Here is a 20,993-nt window from a genome sequence, read left to right as displayed (position 1 = left end):
CCCGGACTGAGAAGAGGATGATTGAAGCGCTTCCGGCGCATCGACTCGATCCGGCATTGGCCGGCTTCAAGCACTACTTTCAGACTGTTGACGGGGTAAGGCTCCATTACGTAGAAGGCGGTAATGAGAACGGTGAAGTGGTTGTGCTTCTTGCTGGATTCCCGGAGAGTTGGTTCGCATGGCGTAAAGTGATGCCGCTGCTCGCTCCGACCTTCAAGCTCATTGCACTGGATCTGCCTGGACAGGGTGATTCCGATCGGCCTGCGGTCGGCTATGACACGAAGACCCTTGCCATCATGGTGCACAAGTTTCTTCAGCAGCTTGGTACAAAACGATATTTTCTCGCCGCTCACGATGTTGGTGCGTGGGTCGCCTATCCTTATGCGGCGTTGTTTGGCGATGAGGTTCAACGCTTAGCTCTTATGGATGCAGGAATTCCAGGCATCACATTACCGGATGCTCTTCCAACCGCCCCCGAGCATGCATGGCGAACTTGGCATTTCGCATTTCATTCAGTTCCGGATCTTCCCGAACTGCTGATCGCCGGTCGAGAGCGTGAATATCTCGATTGGTTCTTGCGCCGAAAGGCGGCGAACCCAGAGGTGTTTTCAGAGGCTGACATCGAGGAATATCTGCGCGTTTTCAAGAAGGCAGGCGGGCTGCGTGCCGGCCTCGCCTATTACCGCGACGCATCCATGTCCGCTCAACAAAACCGCGAACTAAGCGCCTTGGGGAAACTAAAGACACCTATTCTCGCTCTTGGCGCTGATCAGGGTTCTATCGCAGATATGGTTACTCCCCTCAGAGCTTTTGTACAAGATGTACAAGGCGGCAATATAAGCTTCTGCGGACACTTCCTCCCAGAAGAGCAGCCAGAAGTGGTGGCCGGAGAACTGACGGCCTTTTTCAGTCTCGATTGAGGCGTGACAGCAGAGACGATCATGGCTACGATTGAGGGTTTTCAAACTGTTCGGGTTAGACTCAAGAGCGATTCAGAACGGGAAACGTACTATCACTATCACACAGCCTGACTGCGTGATTGGCCAGACGATTGAGTTAACGGGGCAGAAAAATAGAATAAAATAATTTAAAGGTGAAGCGTTATGACAACAGCAAACTTCCAATATCCACGTACAGGATTAGGTTGAAGGTGTAAAAAAGTATTTTCCTATACTCATCATTGCAGCCTGACTCGTTTTTACAGGCTATGGAGTCTGGAAGGCGACGGATATGCAAGAAGACGGAACAAACATTAGAGGAAGGCTAGCTTGCAAGCATCTCCGTCTTTCACATAACGGGAGAGCTAAAAAGAACGATTAATTAAAGAATATGGACCTTCAGAAATGAATTCCATCTTTACGCTGCAGCATGACAAAGAGGACTTACGATCCCTTTTCTTATAACGGCCATGTGCCAAAACGATACATCATTATGGAAAACGAATTTGATAAAAAGACCGGATTTTTCAATCCGGTCTTTTAGTGCTGTTTTTCTTTTGTTTAGAACCTTTCGGGCGTTTCTGGATAAGTAATGACATTCAACTTTTTTGATGGAAAAAGAGTGATGCCCATCTACCATATACAAAATTGAAGGCTCGTTTGAATAGCATTCTTCACGAAATGGCATGTATTTGCTAATGGAACCCAAGTTTAAAAGTTATTCTAAGAATACAAAGTGAAAAAAGACAAAGAGACCGGATTTATCTTATTACAGCCTCTTCGCTCGCCTCCGCCCGATAAAACTCATGAAACATCTTCATCAGCGCGCGCTTCTCAGGTCCGGACATATAACTCCGCGAGATCCCGAGCACCTTCGTGATCTCGCGCTGCGTTTTTTCCTTCTTCAAATCATGGCCGAAGCGGTCGACGATGACTTCTTTTTCTCTCTAGGCCTTGAGGATGTCGATGTATTTTTTGACTTTTTCTAGCTCCGTGCCTGAGCTGGATGGTGTCGATGACGTCTTCGTTTTCCGATTTCAGGACATCGATAAGGCTGATTTCGTTTACTACTAGATGTTATCCGTTTTTATTCCCTAAAAGTGAACGCTTGTCGTCAGTTTCAAAAGCCTGCTTAAATCAAACGTTTGAAGTTTATCATTAACACAAAACGGGCACTGTTTTTCACTATAAAAAATTTCGAATACTTAATGCATTCTCATTGGTGCCATGTTCGTTTACAGCAAACAACACAGTCAATTAACGTCACATCTCTTTAACTTGGAGGAGGATTTTGGTGATTTGATTTTCAAATCCATCGACCATCACTTCATCAAGCATGTACTCTTCATATGCATACTCACCTATCTGCATCCCGTTCTTTTCAATGAATTGAATCATTCTGTTGTAGGTATCTTCAACTTTTTCATCCTTTTGGTATCCAACTACATACAGACCTTTTGGTCTCACATGATCGTTTATCTTATCTTTTCCTTCCTTTACTTTTATATAAAAGTGATTGTAATTATAGAAGTCTTTTTTAAGAATTTGTTCCCGTGAAAAGATTCCGCCGACAGGATACCCCTCATCTAATGCATGAGACTCTACATAGTGAATGAGTTCTGAAATGGCTGCAATGTATTTTCGTTCCGGTAAATGTAATGTATTTCTGCTTATCATAAATTTTTCTTCGTCTAAATATTGAAATGAAACCGAGGAGAAATCGGTTTCTAACGCTTGTTCAGTTAAAGTCACTTTCGTCTGTATGATCTTTTGCAAATACTTCAGCTTTTTAATTTCGTTCTCAATTTCAGCCGACTTTTCTTTAAGAAGCGGAACGATCCTGCCTGGTGTTTTCCCTTTTAAGAGAGCCTTGATTTCTTTTAATGGTACACCAACCTCTTTAAACAAATTGATAACTTGAAAAAGTTCAAACTGATTATATGAATAATATCTATAACCATTCTCTTTTTTTATTTCTGGAGAAAATAGACCAATCTCGTCATAGTGAAACAAAGTTTGTTTTTTTATGCGGCAGAGCTTGGCAAACTCACCTGTGGTGAAATACTTTTTTAAATCTTCGCTCATAAAAACCTCCTTGACTATACGGTAACCATATACTTTATGATTTTATTGTACTTGAAAGAAGCTTCGACCATCAAAGAGATGGATAGATAAAAGAGGAGTTTTAAGATGAAAAAATCAATTAAAGAACAAAAGACGGTATTCATTATACTATTAAGCAACATTTTCATAGCATTTCTTGGCATCGGTTTAATTATTCCGGTTATGCCTTCTTTTATGAATATCATGAATTTATCCGGCAGCACCATGGGTTATCTTGTTGCAGTTTTTGCAATTTCCCAGTTAATGATTTCACCTTTTGCGGGAAGATGGGCTGACCGTTTCGGGAGAAAAAAAATGATTGTCTTCGGATTACTGATCTTCAGTATTTCAGAGTTGATTTTCGGCTTAGGAACCCATGTTTCAATTCTTTATTTATCGAGGATATTGGGCGGCATAAGCGCCGCTTTTATCATGCCTGCCGTAACAGCGTATGTAGCAGATATTACAACCCTAGAGGAAAGGTCGAAGGCTATGGGGTATGTTTCTGCATCTATTAGTACCGGCTTTATAATTGGGCCTGGGGCTGGAGGGTTTATTTCCGGCTATGGCATTCGCATGCCGTTCTTCTTCGCTGCAGCCTTAGCATTTTTGGCCGCTGTCTCTTCCGTTTTTATATTAAAAGAGTCATTGCCGAAAAAAGAGCGCGAACAACTCTTGTCAAATACAAAGGAATCCAATTTCTTCAAAGACTTAAAAAAATCCATTCATCCAGTCTATTTCATTGCATTTATTATTGTCTTTGTACTGGCTTTCGGCTTATCAGCCTATGAAACGGTATTCAGCTTGTTTTCTGATCATAAATTCGGCTTCACGCCAAAGGATATCGCCACCATTATTACGATTAGTTCGATCGTTGCCGTCATTATTCAAGTTTTATTATTCGGAAAATTGGTCAATAAACTTGGAGAGAAAAGGGTGATTCAACTTTGCTTAATCACCGGTGCGGTCTTAGCTTTCGTATCTGCTGTCATATCAGGGTTTTTAGCCGTTTTGCTTGTAACTTGTTTTATTTTTCTGGCGTTTGATTTGCTGCGCCCGGCCTTAACAACGTTTTTATCCAAAGTTGCCGGCAACCAGCAGGGTTTCGTAGCAGGCATGAACTCCACTTACACCAGCTTAGGGAATATTTTCGGCCCGGCTCTGGGCGGTATTCTGTTTGATGTTAACATACATTATCCTTTCCTTTTTGCAGGTATCGTTATGATTGTCGGCCTGAGTCTTACAATGGTTTGGAAAGAAAAAACGAATGAGGGTTCAGCCTTGAATGAACCGCTTTAAAAGCGTGAGGAACCATTTTTGATTTTATTAACTGGACGAAAAACATGAGAATCATGTATTTCAAGTAGGCAGGGGCAGCAGTTTTGGTAAATTCAATAATTGAATATGTAAATGATGATATAAGAAAAAGCGGTTAAGAGAGAGTTTTGTCGCATGATAGTTATATTGTACTATTGAAGTCTTGTGCATGTGTTGATAAGTTTGGACGATATGCCTCTTTAGAAATGAACCCCCTAACCTAAACGGATAGGGGGTTTTTTAACCTTGAATAGAAAACGCTTACTATTATATGTTAGATTTTGTGTGGTATAATCATGAAGGATATGAATGGCTAATAAGATGGGCTAAGTCCTAATACAATTAGTAGATTTGACTATAGAGATACACTTGAAAAATTAGTAACACAAGAACGGTACCCAGACCTTTATCCTGTTTTAATGTCAAGAGCTTATACCAAGGAAAATGAAGATGCTAATCCTATAGCTGATGATTTCGATTTTGGACTTGAACGAATATTAGATGGAATCGAGCACTATCTGTCATTCAAAGAAGAGAAAAAATAATAAATCCTTTATTTAATAAAAGAGCCTTCATGATATCAAAATGAATGGCCATTGTTACTGTATATAAAGTTTGATCAAAAATAACGTGTCAGACAAAGAACGCAGACACTCATGAAAGACCGTTATGTGCTTCTTACGAGACGGATAGACCTTAAAAGCTTTGGTGATCAACTAAAGTTGCAAGTATAGACTGATAATTTTCCTTTATTTGGTCGAGCATACGAACTTAAAGAGCGATTCTTTGATATCTATGAAGCTGAATTAATCAACGAAGAATATAAACTCTACATAGGAGCTTAATATGGGAAAAATTCATCTTGGAAAAAATGTGTATGAAGCTACGATGGAGCGTTTGGACTATATATTTCAACGATTCGACCATGTTGTGGTGCCTTTTTCCGGCGGAAAAGATTCTGGTTTGTTGCTAGAATTGGTGCATGTTTATTACGAACAACACCATCCCGATGCGCAAGTGTCCGTCTACCATATTGACTACGAAGGGAACTATCAACAAACCATTGAATATGTTAAGCGCTGTATGGGCAAATACCCGGAATTTCATTATTACCATCTTTGTATGCCAATTTCTGCATCTTGTGGCGTTTCCATGTATCAATCTACATGGATGCCTTGGAACCCGGAAGAAAAAGAGATTTGGTTTCGAGAGATGCCGGAGAATGTGATCAACTTTGACAACCATCCGTTCGATTTTTTTGAGGTAGGTATGTCGGACTATTCTTTTCAAACTAAATTTGGAAAGTGGCTCCATAAAGAGAAAAGCAAAAAACGTACGGCTATCCTTGTTGGCATACGTGCACAAGAAAGTCTGAATCGTTATCATGCCGTGACAAGAAACGACACCTTTACCATGTACGGAAAGTTGAACTATAGTAAGCGGATCGCAATGAACCTCTTTAACTTCTACCCGATTTATGATTGGAAAGTAGATGATGTATGGATAGCTAATGGAAAATTCGGCTTTGATTACAATCAACTGTACGATCTGTATTATCGGGCAGGTGTTTCGTTGAACGATATGCGGGTAGCAAATCCCTTTCATGATTGCGGGGTGAATGCATTGAAGTTGTATCGTGCCATTGAACCGACCGCTTGGAGCCGTCTTGTGGAGCGAGTGAACGGCGCTAATTTTGCGGCGATCTACGGTGGAACAAAAGCCGTTGGTTATAAATCGGTTTCTCTGCCGCCAGGACATACATGGAAAACCTACACCAATTTTCTTTTAAAGTCCCTACCTAAGAATACACGAGACATATATCTGCGCAAATTTCAAGCTTCCATTCGCTATTGGGTAGAAATAGGCGGCGCATTGCCTGTCTCGGTTGTTAAAGAGTTAGAGAAAACTGATCTTGTTTTTGAAAACCTCGGTAAACCAAAAAACAAGAGAAAATATAAGAAGGAGTATCATGTCATTCGTTTCAAAGTATACCCCGATGAAGTACATATAAAAGGATTTCGATTGGTTCCTTCATATAAGCGCATGTGTATTACTATTTTAAAAAATGACACTTCTTGTCATTACATGGGCTTTGGACAAACGAAAGATGAGTTGCAAAAGCAAAAGGAGGCAATGAAACAATGGGAAAACCTTTTATAAGCCCAGTATACAATATCTTACGGGTACCGATGAGTAAGATTCAAGCAAATTCCTACAATCCGAATTCTGTTGCCCCACCAGAAATGAAACTATTGGAGCGATCCATTTTAGAAGATGGCTATACGATGCCGATTGTTTGTTATTATTTGAAGGAAGAAGATCGCTACGAAATCGTGGACGGTTTCCACCGTTATATGGTGATGAAGCAATGTGAAGAAATCGCAAAACGTGAGGATTATTGCTTACCTGTTTCTGTCATTGACAAACCTTTATCCGATCGGATGGCAAGTACGATCCGGCACAATCGAGCACGTGGTACGCACTCGATTGATATTATGGTAGATATTGTTCGACAACTGACGGAAGCGGGACTTAGTGATTCGTGGATCATGGAAAATATCGGGATGGATCAAGACGAACTTTTGCGATTAAAACAGATCAGTGGCATCGCATCTTTGTTTGCGGAAGATGAATTTTCAGAAGCATGGGAAAGTGATGATATTATATGAATTGAACCTCTCGTGACTAAAGTCACGAAAGGTTCAAGCCAGACCGTTGACAAAATAGGAAGGATCATAAAAAAGGTGATTAAAAAACACCGGTGCATCCTTGTTTCGTGATTCAGTCAAGTACCATATCATGTATTCCGACCTGTCCAGCTAGATACTCAACATCTTTATTCAGTACCCTGTGTTCTCTATTCAATTTCTGAAGCATTGCAACAACCTTATCGTTTCCATGCTGTTCAATACGGTCAAGCTGTTCTTTAGCCTTTTACGTCTTGCTTCACGTTTTTCAAGTTCTTTTGCATTTCAAGAAGCAATTCATAAATTTTTTGTTCCATAAGAATCACTCCTGTTCTCATTAAAAGTATTTGCTGTTTCTTTACCAGATTTATATTACTGTAAGAGCATGAAGATTAGCAAGGCTCCCACCACTGGTCATAACTCCCCCTGACTTTTCATCATATCCAAACATACAGGAAATTGTTTTAAGTAATTGTGCTTCCTTTTTGAAAAAACTGGGGACATCTCAAGGCTTAGCATATTGTTATTAATGGAACTGCTAATGAACTCACCTAGACATGAAATTAGAGTGGGGGATTGAATCTATATGTTAATTATATCATTCTGACAGAATCGTAAAAAAATTTTGAATTGTTTAATCCATTACTCGGATATAGTCATTAACCTTTAATAATGGCTACTTTAACAATCATGGCACCAGTGACATGTGCATGCGACAACAATTATTTAGTAGTTTATTTACAGCTCAAACCATTTTGCGGCCAAAATAAAAATGAGTGTAATGAATGATCAATCCCATGTATAAAAAAATATATTTTTGTTTCATTTTTTTAAAAAAAATTATATAATGAATTCAAGAATTAAATCACTTGAGATGAATGCAGGGAAATGAAAGTTAGGTGTTTAGGTTTGACTGAAGCAAAACAGATTTTAAAAAGTTATATACCATTTGCAAAAACGATAGGGGAAATGTTTGGTCCAAATTGTGAGGTCGTCATTCACGATTTGACAACCCCCCAGTCTTCCGTCATTTTCACAATAAACAATCATGTAACAGGAAGAGAGGTTGGCCAATCCTTTGATCACTTGGTGAAAAAGGTTCTTTTATCCGGTGAATTTAAAGCGGATTACTTAGCTGGATATGAAATCCAAACAGATGATGGGAGAACAATAAAATCATCGACTACCCTCATTAGAGATGGCCAACAGCAGGTGATTGGGGCTTTTTGCATCAACTATGACATGAATGTCTTGATTCAAATGAAAGAAATGTTAAATGCATTTATGCCTGGCACGGAAAAGAAAAGTCAAATACAAACTCCGAATACGACGGAACAGGAAGCCTCCATTCAGAATGTAGAAGAGATTACGAATCAGTTAATTGAACAAATTGTAGCGAACCGCAAACATTCCCTAATGAAACGCCGGGAAAAAATCGAGCTGATCAAATTTATGGATGAAAAGGGGATATTCCTCATGAAAGGTGCCATTGATAAAGTGGCAGAACAATTAGGCATTTCAAAGGTAACAGTCTACAGCTATTTAGATGAAGTGAAAAAAAGACAATCGGAGTGAGCGGAGTGGAGAGTATTTTTGAGGCAGGGAATTTAAAATCGAACGGTCATTATGCGTTAGCTGTGATTCATCAAAACACGGTCTATGTATCAGGGCAATTTGCCATTGATCCAATCACGCAGGAAAAGAAATTTGGCATCATTGAAGAAGAGACTTTACAGGTATTGTCAAATATAGAGTATATCTTAAAAAAAGCCGGCAGCCATAAAGGAAAAATTGTAAAGATAACCCTATATCTTCACGATATCAATTTGTTAGATCGTGTTGACAATGTCTGTCAGAGTTTTTTTCACGATTATCGCCCAGCACGGTCAGTTGTTCCGACGAACGAGCTGCATTACGGTTTTCAGGTTGAAATTGAAGCAATCGCCAGTTTGTAATATATTTTTTTGCTTAAATCATATAAAAAAATATATAAAATATAAATAAATATATAATAGGAGGTCTAAAAATAATGGAACAGTATCAATGTCATTCCTGCCGTACGAAATACAATGTGTCTGAACAGGTGTGGAAATGCCAGTGTGGCGGAGTGTTAGACCTTGTAAAAGAAAAAGTAGAATGGTCCGATTCAAAAGTGCTCAAAGACATTCCTTCTATGTGGAGATATATTGATGCTATGCCATTTGATCGTGACTCCGCCATATGGAGCGGCATCACGATGGGGGAGGGATACACACCTTTCATCGTGTTAGACAGCGGGGAGCCGAATACTCTTGTGAAAGTGGATTATATGATGCCTACTTTGTCTTTTAAAGATCGCGGTGCCGCTGTATTAATGGCTAAGGCAAAAGAGCTGGGAGTGAAGCATGTGATAGCTGACAGCAGCGGAAATGCAGGGACATCTATTGCAGCTTACGCCAAGCGGGCTGACATCGCATGTGACATCTTTCTTGGAAAAGGGACATCACCTAAGAAAATCGCGCAGGTGAAAGCGCATGGAGCCAACGTTCGCGAAATTGAAGGCACAAGAGAAGATGTGGCTGAAGCAGCGCAAAAGGCTGTGAATATAGAGAAAAAATTCTATGCAAGTCACGTTTTTAATCCATATTTCTATGAAGGAACAAAAACGTATGCCTTTGAGATTTGGGAACAAATGAATGGAGCGCCGGATACGCTTATTATTCCAGTTGGCAATGGTACGTTATTACTTGGGGTTTACTATGGATTTAAAGAATTACTAGAGAACAAATGTATAGACAAAATGCCAAGACTGGTTGCGATACAGGCAGAGAATTGTGCGCCGTTGGCAAAGGCATTTATCAACAATCGACAAGCTGCTCAACCCGTCGAAAACAGCGGAACACTTGCAGAGGGCATCGCGATTGCCAAACCGGCAAGATCTGCTCAAATATTAGAAGCCATCCGTGCCACAAACGGCCAAATCATTACAACCAATGAGGAAGAGATTTTAAAAGCTCGTACAGCATTAGCTAGTAAAGGCTTTTATGTTGAGCCAACAACAGCGGCTAACTATGCAGGATATTTAAAATACGATCATTCTTCTGATGAAAAAATCGTGATTCCATTATGCGGGGCTGGGATTAAATCTAATTAGGAACTAAGAGAGAAACCTTTAATATGGAATTGGGGGAGTTAACATGGAAAACAAGAAAATCATTTTGCTGAGTACTGGCGGTACAATTGCAAGTAAGCCTGATCCTGAAACAGGTCTATTAGAAGCAGGTGCTATGACAGGTGAAGAGCTTTCTAAAATGTGTCGACTGCCTTCTCATATAGAGATTGAAATCAAGTCAGTCTTTCAAATGTCAAGCAGTCATATGACTTTTCATCACCTTGACATTCTGAAGCAAAATATAGAGAGTTTCTTCCGGAATGAAGATGTTGCCGGAATTGTGATATCGCATGGAACAGATACCCTTGAAGAGACTTCGTATTTCCTTGATCTGGTTATTTCTGATGAAAGGCAGGTCGTGTTAACAGGGTCACAAAGAGGACCGACACTTGAAGGTACAGATGCATTTGTGAACCTAAGACAAGCTTTCTTATTAGCGGCACATCCTGATGCGCGAGGCTTAGGGGTAACAGTGTTGTTTAATGAGAGGGTCTTTGCTGCTCGATATGTAAAAAAACAGCATGCGTCAAATGTTGATGGTTTTTTTTCACCGGGATTCGGTTATTTGGGAACGGCCGATCAAGATGAGATAGCAATTCATCAAAGATTAATCAAGCGTGAGACGTATCAGCTGATTCAACCATTGCCAAATGTAGAACTTATTAAGTGTTCACTTGGATCAGACGGAAAGTTTATAGATTATGCAGTTGAATGTGGGAGTGCAGGAATCATTATTGAGGCGCCGGGAAGAGGCCATACGGCTCCAGCAATATTAGAAAGTGCAAAGAAAGCCGTAGAGAAAGGGATTACTGTCGTTCTGACAACAAGTGCTGACGAAGGTGAAGTCAAGGGAGTATATGGATTCCAAGGAAGTGCTTCAACATATGCAGACGCCGGAATCATACTAGGCGGCAGCTATGACAGTAAGAAAGCAAGGATCAAACTCGCTGTTTTGCTGGCTGCTGACCAGAAGATAGATGAGGCAAGCTTTAAATATTAGGAATGATAGGAGGAGATTATTTTGAAGCCTGTACACACGAAATATTCAACACGTGATGGGGGCCATTACGTGCCAGCCATGGAACACAATGGTGTTCTCTATATTTCAGGGCAGTTGTCGATGAATCCGGAAACGGGGAAAATTCCAGCTGGGGGCATCAAAGAAGAAGCAAAACAGGCATTGGTAAATATGGAGCTGGTCCTCAAGGAACGGGGATTAGCCAAGGAAGATGTGATATTATGCCGGCTTTATACCCCAGATGTAAAGTATTGGCCGGATATCAATGAGGTCTATGCTCATTTCTTCGGCAATCATAAACCGGCAAGAGTAGTTGTTCCATCAAATCATTTATATGCCGGGTGTCTGGTGGAAGTTGAAGCCATTGCAGCGATAAAGGAGGAGGCACAATGAATGATTTACAATTAGATACACCAGCTCTTTTAATCGATAAAGACGTGATGTTAAGCAATATGAAGGATATGCAAAATTACGCTAACGAACAGAAGGTAAGCTTACGACCTCATACAAAAACACATAAAATGCCTAAATTAGCTAAGCTACAAGAAGAAATGGGGGCTACAGGAATCGCTGTAGCGAAAATAGGAGAAGCTGAAGTGATGGCGAGAAATGGTTTAAAAGATATCTTTATCGCAAATGAAATTGTTGGGAAGTCAAAGCTTGAACGTATTAGAAAACTATCTGAAACGATTGATATCTCTTTTGGAATCGATAGTGCGTATCAAGTACGTGAAATTGAAGAAGTATTTGAAGGAGCCACAAGGAAAGCCCAAGTGTTAGTGGAAATTGAAGTGGGAGAACAACGCTCCGGAATTATTGAAGAAGATGATTTTCGTACTTTATTAGAATTAATCAAAACATGTAAAAATGTCGAGCTTAAAGGAATCTTCTCACATGACGGACATTCTTATAAAGCGAAAAGTGTAGAACATTGTAAAGAACTCTATAAAGAAAGTGTAGAACGAACATTACATTTCGCCCGAATTGCGGAAGAAATGGATCTAAAGCCGAAAGTGGCTAGTATTGGCTCTACTCCTCCCTTCATGTTTAAGTTTGATATTCCAGAAGGGGTGACAGAAATTAGACCTGGCACTTACATTTTTATGGACGCCTCACAAGCAAATGTAATTGGTACGTATGATCGCTGTGCTGCTTTTGTACTCACAACCGTGATTAGTAAACCAACAAAAGAACGAGTCATTACAGATGTAGGGGCCAAGGGAATTACTGCCCAAACACGAAGTGAAGGGCTTACTGCAACCAAAGGACTTGGCCGTATCAAAGAATACGAGGACGTTTACATTCATGGCGTATTCGACGAACATGCTATTATTTACAATGAAGACTTTAGCAACCAAGTGAATATAGGAGATAAGGTTCAAATTATTCCTAATCATATTTGTCCGGTTGTTAATTTACATGAAAAAGCCTATCTAGTCTCTAATAGAGAGGTTGTAGAGGAATTAGACATTGAAGCTAGAGGAAGACTTCAATAAAAAATAAGGGGAGATGGCATGAGCCCGAATCATCACAAACTGTTTTACAAAGATCCCTATCTTAAAACGTTTGAAACGAAAATTTTGAAACAACAACAGGACAAAAAAGGTGATTTTTATATTACCCTAGAGGAAACAGCCTTTTATCCAACAGGCGGGGGCCAGCCCCATGATATAGGAACATTGAACGGAGTCAAGATTTTAAACGTTGAAGAGGTCGATGGAGAAATTCGTCATTATGTAGAAAGGACTTTACCGCATTTAGATGATCAGGTTGTTGGGGTTATTGATTGGGAACGGCGTTTTGATCACATGCAACAGCACACCGGGCAGCATATTTTGTCGGCGGCATTCGCGCAGTTGTACGATCTTCATACAGTTGGATTCCATCTTGGAAATGATACGGTTACCATTGACCTTGATGTATCAGAATTAACAGAGGAAATGGCAGGCAAAGCAGAGAAGCTTGCAAACGAGATCATAACGGAAAATAGGTCCATAGTCGCAAAGTGGGTAGAATATGATGACTTAGTAAATTATCCGATTCGTAAACCCCATCTGTAAAAGAAAATATTCGTCTTGTCATGATTGATGAATTTGATTACAACGGATGCGGCGGAACACACCCTAGTGCTACAGGGGAAGTCGGAGCAATAAAAGTATTGAATTGGGAAAGACAGAGGAAAAAAATTCGTCTGTATTTTGTATGCGGTAATCGGGTCATAACCCAATTCGATCAAAAACAAAAGGTAATCGTTGAATTGACTGGATTACTTAATCGTCCTGAAGGGGAATTAAGCGAAGCTGTCAAACGGTTGCTTGAAAATGTAAAGAAGCTAGACAAAGCGCTTCTAGAATCTAATGAAAAAAATCTTCAGTATGAAGCCAATGAATTATTAGCAAAAAGCGCCATTCAAAATGATACTGTCATGATGATGGAAACGTTTTCAGATCGATCGATTCAAGAACTTCAAAAGCTAGCAAAAATGATCGCTGATCGAGAAAAACGGGCCCTTATTTTTTTCTTGTCAGAGAACGATCATCGCTTCCAACTGGTTTGCGGGCGAGGAGAAGCAAATAAAATGAACATGAGAGACCTAATGCAAGAAAGCCTTTCCCTCATTGATGGAAAAGGTGGAGGAAATAAAATGTTCGCCCAAGGTGGAGGGACTGCTTTATTAACAAAAGAGGAATTTATGAAAAATGTTATGAACATTATAGCAACACAAATAAACTCAGAAGAAAATTAAAAGGTAACTTCAACAGGCCTCTGTAATTGGATAACAAGCTCCAGGTTTATTGAGGGCCTGGCAGAAAGAAATAGAAGCCGGTGTTTTAGGCCGGCTTCCATGACATCATTTCCCCTTCGCCTTCTTCAGCTTCTCCTTCTCCGCCCGGTAAAACTCATGAAACATCTTCATCAGCGCCCGCTTTTCAATCCGCGACACATAGCTCCGCGAAATCCCAAGCTCTTTCGCGATTTCACGCTACGTTTTTCTTTCTTCAAATCAAGGCCGAAGCGGCCGACGATGACTTCTTTTTCTCTGCCGTCCAGGATGTCGATGTATTTTTTGATTTTTTCAAGCTCTGTGCCTGAGCTGGATGGTGTCGATGACGTCTTCGTTTTCCGACTTAAGGACATCGATGAGCGAAATTTCAATGCCACTCACAGGTTATCCGTTTTTGTTTCGTTAAAGCGATAAAGGATTAATCGGTTTTGTTTAGGGAGCTTACTGTTACCCGATACTCCAAAGTCAGTTATTGCAATGAATATGCCCATTATAATTGCTTTACAAGCAACGGGGGAGGAGCTGCGCAATCGGACGCTTGATGCCATTTCGAGCGGACAAAGGCAGAGAGCCTGGATTTCCACGTCTTTGGCGCAAGGCACGGATCTGCTTCTGCTTGACGAGCCTACAACTTTTTTGGATATCGCGCATCAGATCGAATTATTGGAGCTGTTAAAACAACTGAATCGGGAGCATGGCCGTACAATTGTCATGGTATTGCACGATTTGAATCAGGCCTCACAGTACGCCGATTATTTAATCAGCATATTGGACGGGAAAGTATACAGCGCCGGTGCTCCTGTTGAAGTATTTACACCAGAGCTGTTCCGAGACGTTTTTGGACTTGAATGCTGCATTATGAAAAGCCCGGTCGATCAAATGCCGATGTGTCTGCCGACCGGATTATGCGGTAGAGCTCTTGTAAAAACAGGGCAAAATAGTTAGGCACAATGCGAAATATTTACTTTTGGAACAGATCTTTCGCTTGTCATTGTATTCCCTCAAACACTATTACGTAATAAAAAGACAGGCTCACGAAAAAATGTCCGTCTTTTATGTTTTTATATTCAGTTTTAGTGGATACTGTATTATTCTTTCGCGTGTATTCACACAGATAAGGAATATATTTTTTCACTGTTGTTTGGCTGGTGGGGTATGCTGCCGTCATGATTTCTTTTATGATTATCAATAAATAACAGCTGAGGGGAAGATAGTATGGCATTAATGATCGTGCAGATGATAAAAGCTACTCACTCCACCGTCCAATGCTTCAAAGGTACGCGGAGCGAGCGTGTTATTCGTTTCTTTCCTAGTGTTGTTTACTTCTATAAATATCACCTATGCTTCTGACAAGTATCGGAATTTCGCTGAACTTAAAGAGGGCGAAGACCCTGCGAGTTATAATATCTTTACTAGGGATCTAGGAACTTCTGCTCTAATCTTCGCGCCGCACGGCGGAGGGATCGAAGGAGGGACAAGCGAGATTGCCAAAGAACTCAGCACTCATTTCTCGACTTACTTGTTTGAAGCCTTAAAAATTCCGGGAGCGTTGGACCTGCATATTACGAGTACGAACTTCGACGAGCCACAAGCCTTAGACATATTGAACAATCATGATCTTACGCTTTCAGTTGACGGGATATTTTTGCAAGTGATGATATCATGGCTGCAGGAGTTATTACGGAAGCCAAAAAACGTGGAAAAGACATTCCAGATCAATTAAAAGTGATCGGTTATGACGGCACAGAAACCATTCAGGCTATTCTGCCAGAATTGATTACTATCCAACAGCCGATTGAATTAATTTCCAAAACGGCCATTAAGATTTTAGAAAAACAAATTGAAGACAAATTTGATGATTTGCCACTTGAAACGTATTTGCCCGTACAGCTTTTCGAAGGTAGGACAACTTAAAAATTGCTGGAGTAGGTACTCCATTGTGTAATCGAGTAATATTATTTCTCCAAAATCAGGGAAGGGGTGTCTGTTTCGAGTTCATTCAGAATCGCAACTGTTCATTACATGAAAGTAATATTCTGATGACTATACTGAATGATGGAAATGCGAACCATTCCTAAAATACTTGGCAAAAACCTAATGGAATCATATAATATATAAACTAAACTTTGCGATTAAGGTGTGAGAAATTTGTCTAAAAAGCAAGAAATAATATCAGCTGCAAGAGAGATTATTTATTCTAAGGGATTTCAAGCAACCTCTATAAAAGATATTCTTATGGCTGCAGAAATTGGAAAAGGCCAATTTTATCATTACTTCTCATCTAAATATGATTTAGGATTAGCAGTAGTGGAATCTATAGTCCATGAATATCAAACAGAGTTAATATCAAATATTCTTCAGTCCGATAATACTCCAGTAAATAAGTTAAATATGATGCTGGACAGAACCCTTACTTTTCATACTGAAGTGAAGAATAAATCAGGTTGTCCTATTGGAAACTTAGCCATTGAAATGAGTGAGCATGATGAAACGTTTCGTGTGAAAATTCAACATTTATTTGAATGTTGGATAGGGGCTATAGAGACTACATTAAATGAAATGGTTGAACAAGGTCTGTTAGATTCCTTTGATACTAAAAAAGATGCTCAAGCAATTGTAGCTATGATTGAAGGAGGAATTTTGTTAATGAAAAACCAACAAAACGTCAACTTTTTAAGTGACATTATAGAAGTAATCCGAAAACAATTTAATCTAGAATAGTCAACTGTTTTTTTTCTTGCAACATTGTTTTCCTTATGTTAAGTTCTTTTTGTACCGACTGGTAGGTATAATTCTGTACTGAAGGAGAGATAAACAATGGCAAAATTTAATGGTGTTGATATGAGTATTATTGAAGGTTTAGTGGAGCAATACAAAAAAAATCCTGCTGAAGGTACTGGAAGTTGGTCATCTTCTGTAAAATGGGATAATGGATTCCATGTTGAGGCAAAAGTAGGTGATCATGCTCCTATTCATGTTGATGAGCCAAAATGGTTAGCAGGTTCCAATAAGGGAGCAAACCCAGTGGAATATTTATTAAGCGCACTAGGTTCTTGCTTGTCAGTGGGGTTTATTGCAAATGCTAGTGGAATGGGAATCAAGATAAACTCGTTAGAAGTAGAGGTTTCAGGACAACTAGATTTGAATGTCTTTTTAGGATTAAAAGAAGGAAATCCTGGTTTTGATGAAATCAATGCTCATTTTAATGTCGATAGTGATGCGGATGAACATCAAATTGAAGAACTTGTTGCACAGGCCATGAAACTTTCACCTGTAAAAAATACAATCCAAAGAAATGTTCATGTTCAGGCATCTTTAAGTCACAATAAGAAATAAGAATAATTATAAGAGTATTTTTCGAAAGTTACTGTACCAAATAGTAGGTACAGTAACTTTCTTATAACTGACTGAAGGAGTACAACAGGTATGTATCATTCTAAAGAACATTTATGGGTAAAGGTTGATAACAGCATTGCTACCTTAGGAATTACTGATTATGCTCAATCAACGCTTGGAGAAATTGTATTTCTAGAACTCCCAGAAGTGGGAACTTCAACAGTGAAAGATGCTAGCTTTGGGAGTATTGAATCAGTTAAAATTACATCTGAGCTTTTTTCTCCGATTAACGGGCAGATTGTAGAAGTGAATACAGAATTAGAAGGTAGTCCAGAATTGGTGAATGAATCACCTTACGATAAAGGGTGGTTACTGAAAGTAAAGGCTTCTAACACAGAGGAGATAAAAGAGCTTCTAAATGCGGAGGAATACGATAATTACGTAAGTAAAAGCTAAATAATTTAATTAAAGGAGTGTTCATATGAAAATTGAAGTTTGGTCTGATGTAGCATGTCCCTTTTGTTATATAGGTAAACAAAATTTAGAAAAAGCATTGAAACAATTCCTTTTTAAAGATGAAGTTAAAGTTGAATATAAAAGCTTTGAATTAGATCCTAGTGCGCCAGTATATAATGGGCAAAGTTATTATGAAAAATTACTCCCTAAATTTGGGGGTTCCGAACAAACTAAACAGTTCCTTGAAAACCTAACCCAAAGTGCAAAAGAGGTTGGATTAATATTTAATTTAGAAGGTTTGAAACCAACTAATACGTTTGATTCCCATCGCTTAACAAAATGGGCAAAAACAAAAGGAAAAGAAGCTGATATCTCGGAAACTCTGCTTTATGCACACTTTACTGATTCTAAGGATGTAGGTGATCATGAAACCCTTGCAGATTTAGCAGAGGCTTCTGGTTTAGATAGACAAGAGGCTCTGAAGGTCCTTAATGACAAGTCTCTTTATGCAGATGAGGTAAGATCAGATCAAATAGAAGCTAAGCGTTATGGTATCTCTGGAGTTCCCTTTTTAATTATAAATCAGAAATACGCCGTTTCAGGTGCACAACCAGCGGAGGCTTTCTTAGAGGCACTCAACAAAGTATGGGAAGAAGTAAATCCGTTACTGAAACTTAAGAATCTATCAGTGAATAGTGAGGATGACACGCTTTGTTCTGATGGAAGCTGCGGAATTCCTACAAGTAAAAAATAAGTGGGAGCAACAAATTTCCCTTAGGTGAGTTGTTTCTAAACTCTAACTTCTCTTCTAAAACTAAAATTAGATCTGATCTCTATAGCAATGACAATTTTAAGTTTAATCCTATTAAAGACTAATATTAGGAGGAAGAGAACTAATGGTAGAAACAGTTGAATTAACATCTTTAGATTCAATAGATAACTTTATCCATCATAATAAATTTAGTTTTTTGTATATCTCAAGGCCGGATTGTGGAGTATGCCATGCAGTCTTGCCTCAACTTAGAGAATTACTGGATAAATTTCCACATATAAATTTAGGGTATATCAATGCTTACAGCGTAGAGAAGATAGCCTCAAGGTTTTCAATTCTTACAGTTCCTGCACTCCTTTTATTCATTGAAGGAACTGAATATTTGAGAGAAGTACGCTTTGTTCATTTTGAACAATTAGAAAAAAGACTAGAAAGAGTAAGTAAAATATATACAACATGATGTTTTAACAATGTTAAAAAAGTATGGCAATCAAAAACTTGAGGAGTGTTTAATATGTCTAATTTGAATGTAAAACTGAATGCTGTTTGGAAAGGAGGAGTAGAAGGTAACGGCACCATCAAATCTCAATATATTGATATACCCATTGCTATAGGAACAGAGTATGGAGGTAATGGGGAAGGGGCATCACCTAAAGAAATCCTGGTGTCATCAGTACAAGCTTGTTATGTAGCAACATTAGTGTCTATGGTTGAATCAAGAAAACTGCCAGTAGTGAGTATTGAGGTTGATTCTGAGATGGTTGCTTCTGACAGTAGTTTTGATATTATCCATTATCCTCGTGTTGTTTTATCTGCTGATGCAACAGAAAAAGAAGTACAGTCAATGCAAAGAGTGAATGAAGCAGCTGATAGAGCATGTATAGTAGGTAACATGATCAAAAAAGCAGGCGTAGAAATAGAAGTCAAAGGTAAAGTGTCTACTCTTTAATCGATTCAATTAATTTTTAAAAAAGCTTTTTACAACCAGGAGGAAAACAAAATGACTATAATCAAAGTAACAGATGGAAATTTACAAAAGAACTTAAATACAGATAAAGTGGTTTTACTAAACTTTTCAGCATCTTGGTGTGGACCATGCCGGGTTTTTGCTGAGACATTAGAGGAGTTTGACAAAGAGTTTGGTGATAAAGTACAAGTTGTTAAAGTTGATGTGGATGAGAATCCGGAGCTTGCTGCGGAATTTGGTGTAATGAGTATCCCTAATACACGCTTCTATTCTAATAATAAATTCGAAAAACCTTTTGCTGGTATTGTTGGTATTGCGCAATTAAAAGAAGAAGTTTCAAAAATTAAGTCCCTTTAATTAAATGTGTATTAATGAATTCTTTTAGAGGAGGGAGAACATATTGGAGGAAATGAAAATTTATGATGTCATCATAGTTGGGGCAGGACCCGCTGGAATGACAGCAGCAGTTTACACTTCACGTGCTAATTTAAACACATTGCTTATTGAACGTGGAATACCTGGTGGACAAATGGCTAATACGCAGGATGTAGAGAATTATCCTGGTTTTGATCATATTTTAGGTCCAGACCTCTCTAATAAAATGTTTGAGCACGCCAAAAAGTTTGGTGCTGTATATGAATATGGAGATATAAAAGAAATTATAGATGAAGGCAATTTGAAAAAAGTAGTAACTACAAAGAAAGAATTTTATGCAAAATCTGTTATCATCGCTACTGGGGCAGACCATAAAAAGCTTGGGGTTCCAGGGGAGAATGAGCTTGGTGGTCTAGGAGTTTCATATTGTGCTGTGTGTGATGGAGCATTCTTTAAAGGACGTGAACTTGTTGTTGTGGGTGGAGGAGACTCAGCTGTAGAAGAAGCTGTGTATCTTACACGTTTCGCTTCAAAAGTCACCATTATTCATCGTCGAGATCAGTTGCGTGCGCAAAAAATACTTCAAGAAAGAGCATTTAGCAATGAAAAGATTGAATTTATTTGGAATAAAGAAGTTACAAGTATAAATGCAGGAAATGGAATAGTGAATACAGTAACGTTAAAAGATACAAAAACAGGGGAACAATCTCAATTCCCTGCAAATGGTGTATTTATTTACGTGGGTACACTTCCGTTAAATGATGCATTCAAAAACTTAGATATAACCAATGAAGAAGGTTATGTAGTGACAGATGAAGCAATGGCTACAAAGATTCCTGGTATTTATGCAGCTGGAGATATCCGTGAAAAAACCTTGCGCCAAATTGTCACAGCTACGGGTGATGGATCAATAGCAGCTCAAAGCGTCCAACATTATATTGAAAACCTTGAGAATTCATAAGAAACAACATTGATCTATTTTGGTAATATATATCACACCTAATTGTACCGAATAGTAGGTACAGTTAGGTGTGAAATAAAAAAGTTAGAGGGGAAAATTATGAATCAGAACGATAGTTTATACAAAA

20 protein-coding genes and 5 pseudogenes are annotated in these 20,993 nt (G+C 39.0%); 22 read left to right on the top strand and 3 right to left on the bottom strand.

The window, feature by feature from the left end; all coding sequences use genetic code 11:
• Positions 1-17: 17 nt before the first annotated feature.
• Positions 18-920, top strand: a complete 903-nt coding sequence (locus tag BTA30_RS18095; RefSeq protein ID WP_204511316.1) for an alpha/beta fold hydrolase — start codon at positions 18-20, stop codon at positions 918-920.
• 779 nt (positions 921-1,699) lie between these two features.
• On the opposite strand, the pseudogene BTA30_RS18085 reads toward BTA30_RS18095, so the two are convergent.
• Positions 1,700-2,003: pseudogene (locus BTA30_RS18085) on the bottom strand (sigma factor-like helix-turn-helix DNA-binding protein); the annotation flags it as partial.
• Positions 2,004-2,201: 198 nt separating this feature from the next.
• The gene (locus BTA30_RS18080; RefSeq protein WP_076762693.1) at positions 2,202-3,023 is read right to left on the bottom strand and encodes a MerR family transcriptional regulator; all 822 of its coding nucleotides are present in this window, start codon (positions 3,021-3,023) and stop codon (positions 2,202-2,204) included.
• 105 nt (positions 3,024-3,128) lie between these two features.
• On the opposite strand from BTA30_RS18080, the gene BTA30_RS18075 reads away from it, so the two are divergent.
• The 10 genes and pseudogenes from BTA30_RS18075 (at position 3,129) to BTA30_RS18030 (ending at position 13,960) form a co-directional block, all read left to right on the top strand.
• Positions 3,129-4,340, top strand: a complete 1,212-nt coding sequence (locus BTA30_RS18075; RefSeq protein ID WP_076762692.1) for an MFS transporter — start codon at positions 3,129-3,131, stop codon at positions 4,338-4,340.
• A gap of 864 nt (positions 4,341-5,204) precedes the next feature.
• Positions 5,205-6,518, top strand: coding sequence for a DUF3440 domain-containing protein (locus BTA30_RS18070; RefSeq protein ID WP_076762691.1), 1,314 nt, complete (start codon positions 5,205-5,207; stop codon positions 6,516-6,518).
• Positions 6,500-7,027: an IbrB-like domain-containing protein gene (locus BTA30_RS18065; protein ID WP_076762690.1), complete on the top strand. Its 528-nt coding sequence runs from the start codon at positions 6,500-6,502 to the stop codon at positions 7,025-7,027. Before BTA30_RS18070 ends, BTA30_RS18065 begins: the two co-directional genes overlap by 19 nt.
• 927 nt (positions 7,028-7,954) lie before the next feature.
• On the top strand, positions 7,955-8,620 hold the full coding sequence (locus tag BTA30_RS18060; protein WP_076762689.1) for a helix-turn-helix transcriptional regulator: 666 nt from the start codon (positions 7,955-7,957) through the stop codon (positions 8,618-8,620).
• Positions 8,621-8,625: 5 nt separating this feature from the next.
• A complete protein-coding gene (locus BTA30_RS18055) occupies positions 8,626-9,000 on the top strand; it encodes a RidA family protein (RefSeq protein WP_076762688.1) in 375 nt (124 codons plus the stop codon).
• A gap of 74 nt (positions 9,001-9,074) precedes the next feature.
• Positions 9,075-10,178 carry a threonine synthase gene (locus BTA30_RS18050; protein WP_076762687.1) on the top strand — a complete coding sequence of 368 codons (1,104 nt, stop codon included), beginning with the start codon at positions 9,075-9,077 and terminating at the stop codon, positions 10,176-10,178.
• A gap of 43 nt (positions 10,179-10,221) precedes the next feature.
• The gene (locus BTA30_RS18045) at positions 10,222-11,196 is read left to right on the top strand and encodes an asparaginase (RefSeq protein ID WP_076762686.1); all 975 of its coding nucleotides are present in this window, start codon (positions 10,222-10,224) and stop codon (positions 11,194-11,196) included.
• Positions 11,197-11,217: 21 nt separating this feature from the next.
• A complete protein-coding gene (locus tag BTA30_RS18040) occupies positions 11,218-11,607 on the top strand; it encodes a RidA family protein (protein ID WP_076762685.1) in 390 nt (129 codons plus the stop codon).
• Complete coding sequence (locus tag BTA30_RS18035) at positions 11,604-12,710, top strand: D-TA family PLP-dependent enzyme (protein WP_076762684.1); 1,107 nt, start codon at positions 11,604-11,606, stop codon at positions 12,708-12,710. The genes BTA30_RS18040 and BTA30_RS18035 overlap by 4 nt, the downstream gene beginning before the upstream one ends.
• A gap of 18 nt (positions 12,711-12,728) precedes the next feature.
• Positions 12,729-13,960, top strand: a pseudogene (locus BTA30_RS18030) (alanyl-tRNA editing protein).
• A 105-nt stretch (positions 13,961-14,065) separates the two neighbouring features.
• Here BTA30_RS18030 and BTA30_RS18025 read toward each other — a convergent pair.
• Positions 14,066-14,374, bottom strand: a pseudogene (locus BTA30_RS18025) (sigma factor-like helix-turn-helix DNA-binding protein); the annotation flags it as partial.
• A 123-nt stretch (positions 14,375-14,497) separates the two neighbouring features.
• On the opposite strand from BTA30_RS18025, the pseudogene BTA30_RS18020 reads away from it, so the two are divergent.
• The 11 genes and pseudogenes from BTA30_RS18020 to trxB form a co-directional block, all read left to right on the top strand.
• Positions 14,498-14,944, top strand: a pseudogene (locus BTA30_RS18020) (ABC transporter ATP-binding protein); the annotation flags it as partial.
• Positions 14,945-15,290: 346 nt separating this feature from the next.
• Positions 15,291-15,722: a poly-gamma-glutamate hydrolase family protein gene (locus BTA30_RS24515; protein WP_076762683.1), complete on the top strand. Its 432-nt coding sequence runs from the start codon at positions 15,291-15,293 to the stop codon at positions 15,720-15,722.
• Positions 15,641-15,913, top strand: a pseudogene (locus BTA30_RS24510) (substrate-binding domain-containing protein); the annotation flags it as partial. The gene BTA30_RS24515 and the pseudogene BTA30_RS24510, both read left to right, overlap by 82 nt.
• A 234-nt stretch (positions 15,914-16,147) precedes the next feature.
• The gene (locus BTA30_RS18005; RefSeq protein WP_043928354.1) at positions 16,148-16,720 is read left to right on the top strand and encodes a TetR/AcrR family transcriptional regulator; all 573 of its coding nucleotides are present in this window, start codon (positions 16,148-16,150) and stop codon (positions 16,718-16,720) included.
• 96 nt (positions 16,721-16,816) lie between these two features.
• Positions 16,817-17,335 carry an OsmC family protein gene (locus tag BTA30_RS18000; RefSeq protein ID WP_076762682.1) on the top strand — a complete coding sequence of 173 codons (519 nt, stop codon included), beginning with the start codon at positions 16,817-16,819 and terminating at the stop codon, positions 17,333-17,335.
• A gap of 90 nt (positions 17,336-17,425) precedes the next feature.
• A complete protein-coding gene (gene gcvH, locus BTA30_RS17995) occupies positions 17,426-17,791 on the top strand; it encodes a glycine cleavage system protein GcvH (protein WP_076762681.1) in 366 nt (121 codons plus the stop codon).
• Positions 17,792-17,816: 25 nt separating this feature from the next.
• Positions 17,817-18,545, top strand: coding sequence for a DsbA family oxidoreductase (locus tag BTA30_RS17990; protein WP_076762680.1), 729 nt, complete (start codon positions 17,817-17,819; stop codon positions 18,543-18,545).
• A gap of 142 nt (positions 18,546-18,687) precedes the next feature.
• A complete protein-coding gene (locus tag BTA30_RS17985) occupies positions 18,688-19,023 on the top strand; it encodes a thioredoxin family protein (RefSeq protein ID WP_076762679.1) in 336 nt (111 codons plus the stop codon).
• 54 nt (positions 19,024-19,077) lie between these two features.
• Entirely contained in the window at positions 19,078-19,512 is a 435-nt protein-coding gene (locus tag BTA30_RS17980) for an OsmC family protein (RefSeq protein WP_076762678.1), read from the top strand.
• A gap of 51 nt (positions 19,513-19,563) precedes the next feature.
• Positions 19,564-19,887 carry a thioredoxin family protein gene (locus BTA30_RS17975; RefSeq protein ID WP_076762677.1) on the top strand — a complete coding sequence of 108 codons (324 nt, stop codon included), beginning with the start codon at positions 19,564-19,566 and terminating at the stop codon, positions 19,885-19,887.
• A gap of 43 nt (positions 19,888-19,930) precedes the next feature.
• The gene (trxB, locus tag BTA30_RS17970; protein WP_076762676.1) at positions 19,931-20,866 is read left to right on the top strand and encodes a thioredoxin-disulfide reductase; all 936 of its coding nucleotides are present in this window, start codon (positions 19,931-19,933) and stop codon (positions 20,864-20,866) included.
• Positions 20,867-20,993: the final 127 nt, after the last annotated feature.

The sequence above is a fragment of the Bacillus swezeyi genome (assembly GCF_001969815.1).
Taxonomy (GTDB): Bacteria; Bacillota; Bacilli; order Bacillales; family Bacillaceae; genus Bacillus; species Bacillus swezeyi.
The sequence above is the reverse complement of the archived record's forward strand: the minus strand, read 5'-3'. Positions and strand labels throughout refer to the sequence as shown.

What these genes read in the sequence shown, in the direction of transcription:
- BTA30_RS18095 (WP_204511316.1), top strand. Translation starts at nt 18, where the DNA reads ATGATTGAAGCGCTTCCGGCGCATCGACTCGATCCGGCATTGGCCGGC.
- BTA30_RS18080 (WP_076762693.1), bottom strand. Translation starts at nt 3,023, where the DNA reads ATGAGCGAAGATTTAAAAAAGTATTTCACCACAGGTGAGTTTGCCAAG.
- BTA30_RS18075 (WP_076762692.1), top strand. Translation starts at nt 3,129, where the DNA reads ATGAAAAAATCAATTAAAGAACAAAAGACGGTATTCATTATACTATTA.
- BTA30_RS18070 (WP_076762691.1), top strand. Translation starts at nt 5,205, where the DNA reads ATGGGAAAAATTCATCTTGGAAAAAATGTGTATGAAGCTACGATGGAG.
- BTA30_RS18065 (WP_076762690.1), top strand. Translation starts at nt 6,500, where the DNA reads ATGGGAAAACCTTTTATAAGCCCAGTATACAATATCTTACGGGTACCG.
- BTA30_RS18050 (WP_076762687.1), top strand. Translation starts at nt 9,075, where the DNA reads ATGGAACAGTATCAATGTCATTCCTGCCGTACGAAATACAATGTGTCT.
- BTA30_RS18045 (WP_076762686.1), top strand. Translation starts at nt 10,222, where the DNA reads ATGGAAAACAAGAAAATCATTTTGCTGAGTACTGGCGGTACAATTGCA.
- BTA30_RS18035 (WP_076762684.1), top strand. Translation starts at nt 11,604, where the DNA reads ATGAATGATTTACAATTAGATACACCAGCTCTTTTAATCGATAAAGAC.
- BTA30_RS18000 (WP_076762682.1), top strand. Translation starts at nt 16,817, where the DNA reads ATGGCAAAATTTAATGGTGTTGATATGAGTATTATTGAAGGTTTAGTG.
- gcvH (WP_076762681.1), top strand. Translation starts at nt 17,426, where the DNA reads ATGTATCATTCTAAAGAACATTTATGGGTAAAGGTTGATAACAGCATT.
- BTA30_RS17990 (WP_076762680.1), top strand. Translation starts at nt 17,817, where the DNA reads ATGAAAATTGAAGTTTGGTCTGATGTAGCATGTCCCTTTTGTTATATA.
- BTA30_RS17985 (WP_076762679.1), top strand. Translation starts at nt 18,688, where the DNA reads ATGGTAGAAACAGTTGAATTAACATCTTTAGATTCAATAGATAACTTT.
- BTA30_RS17980 (WP_076762678.1), top strand. Translation starts at nt 19,078, where the DNA reads ATGTCTAATTTGAATGTAAAACTGAATGCTGTTTGGAAAGGAGGAGTA.
- BTA30_RS17975 (WP_076762677.1), top strand. Translation starts at nt 19,564, where the DNA reads ATGACTATAATCAAAGTAACAGATGGAAATTTACAAAAGAACTTAAAT.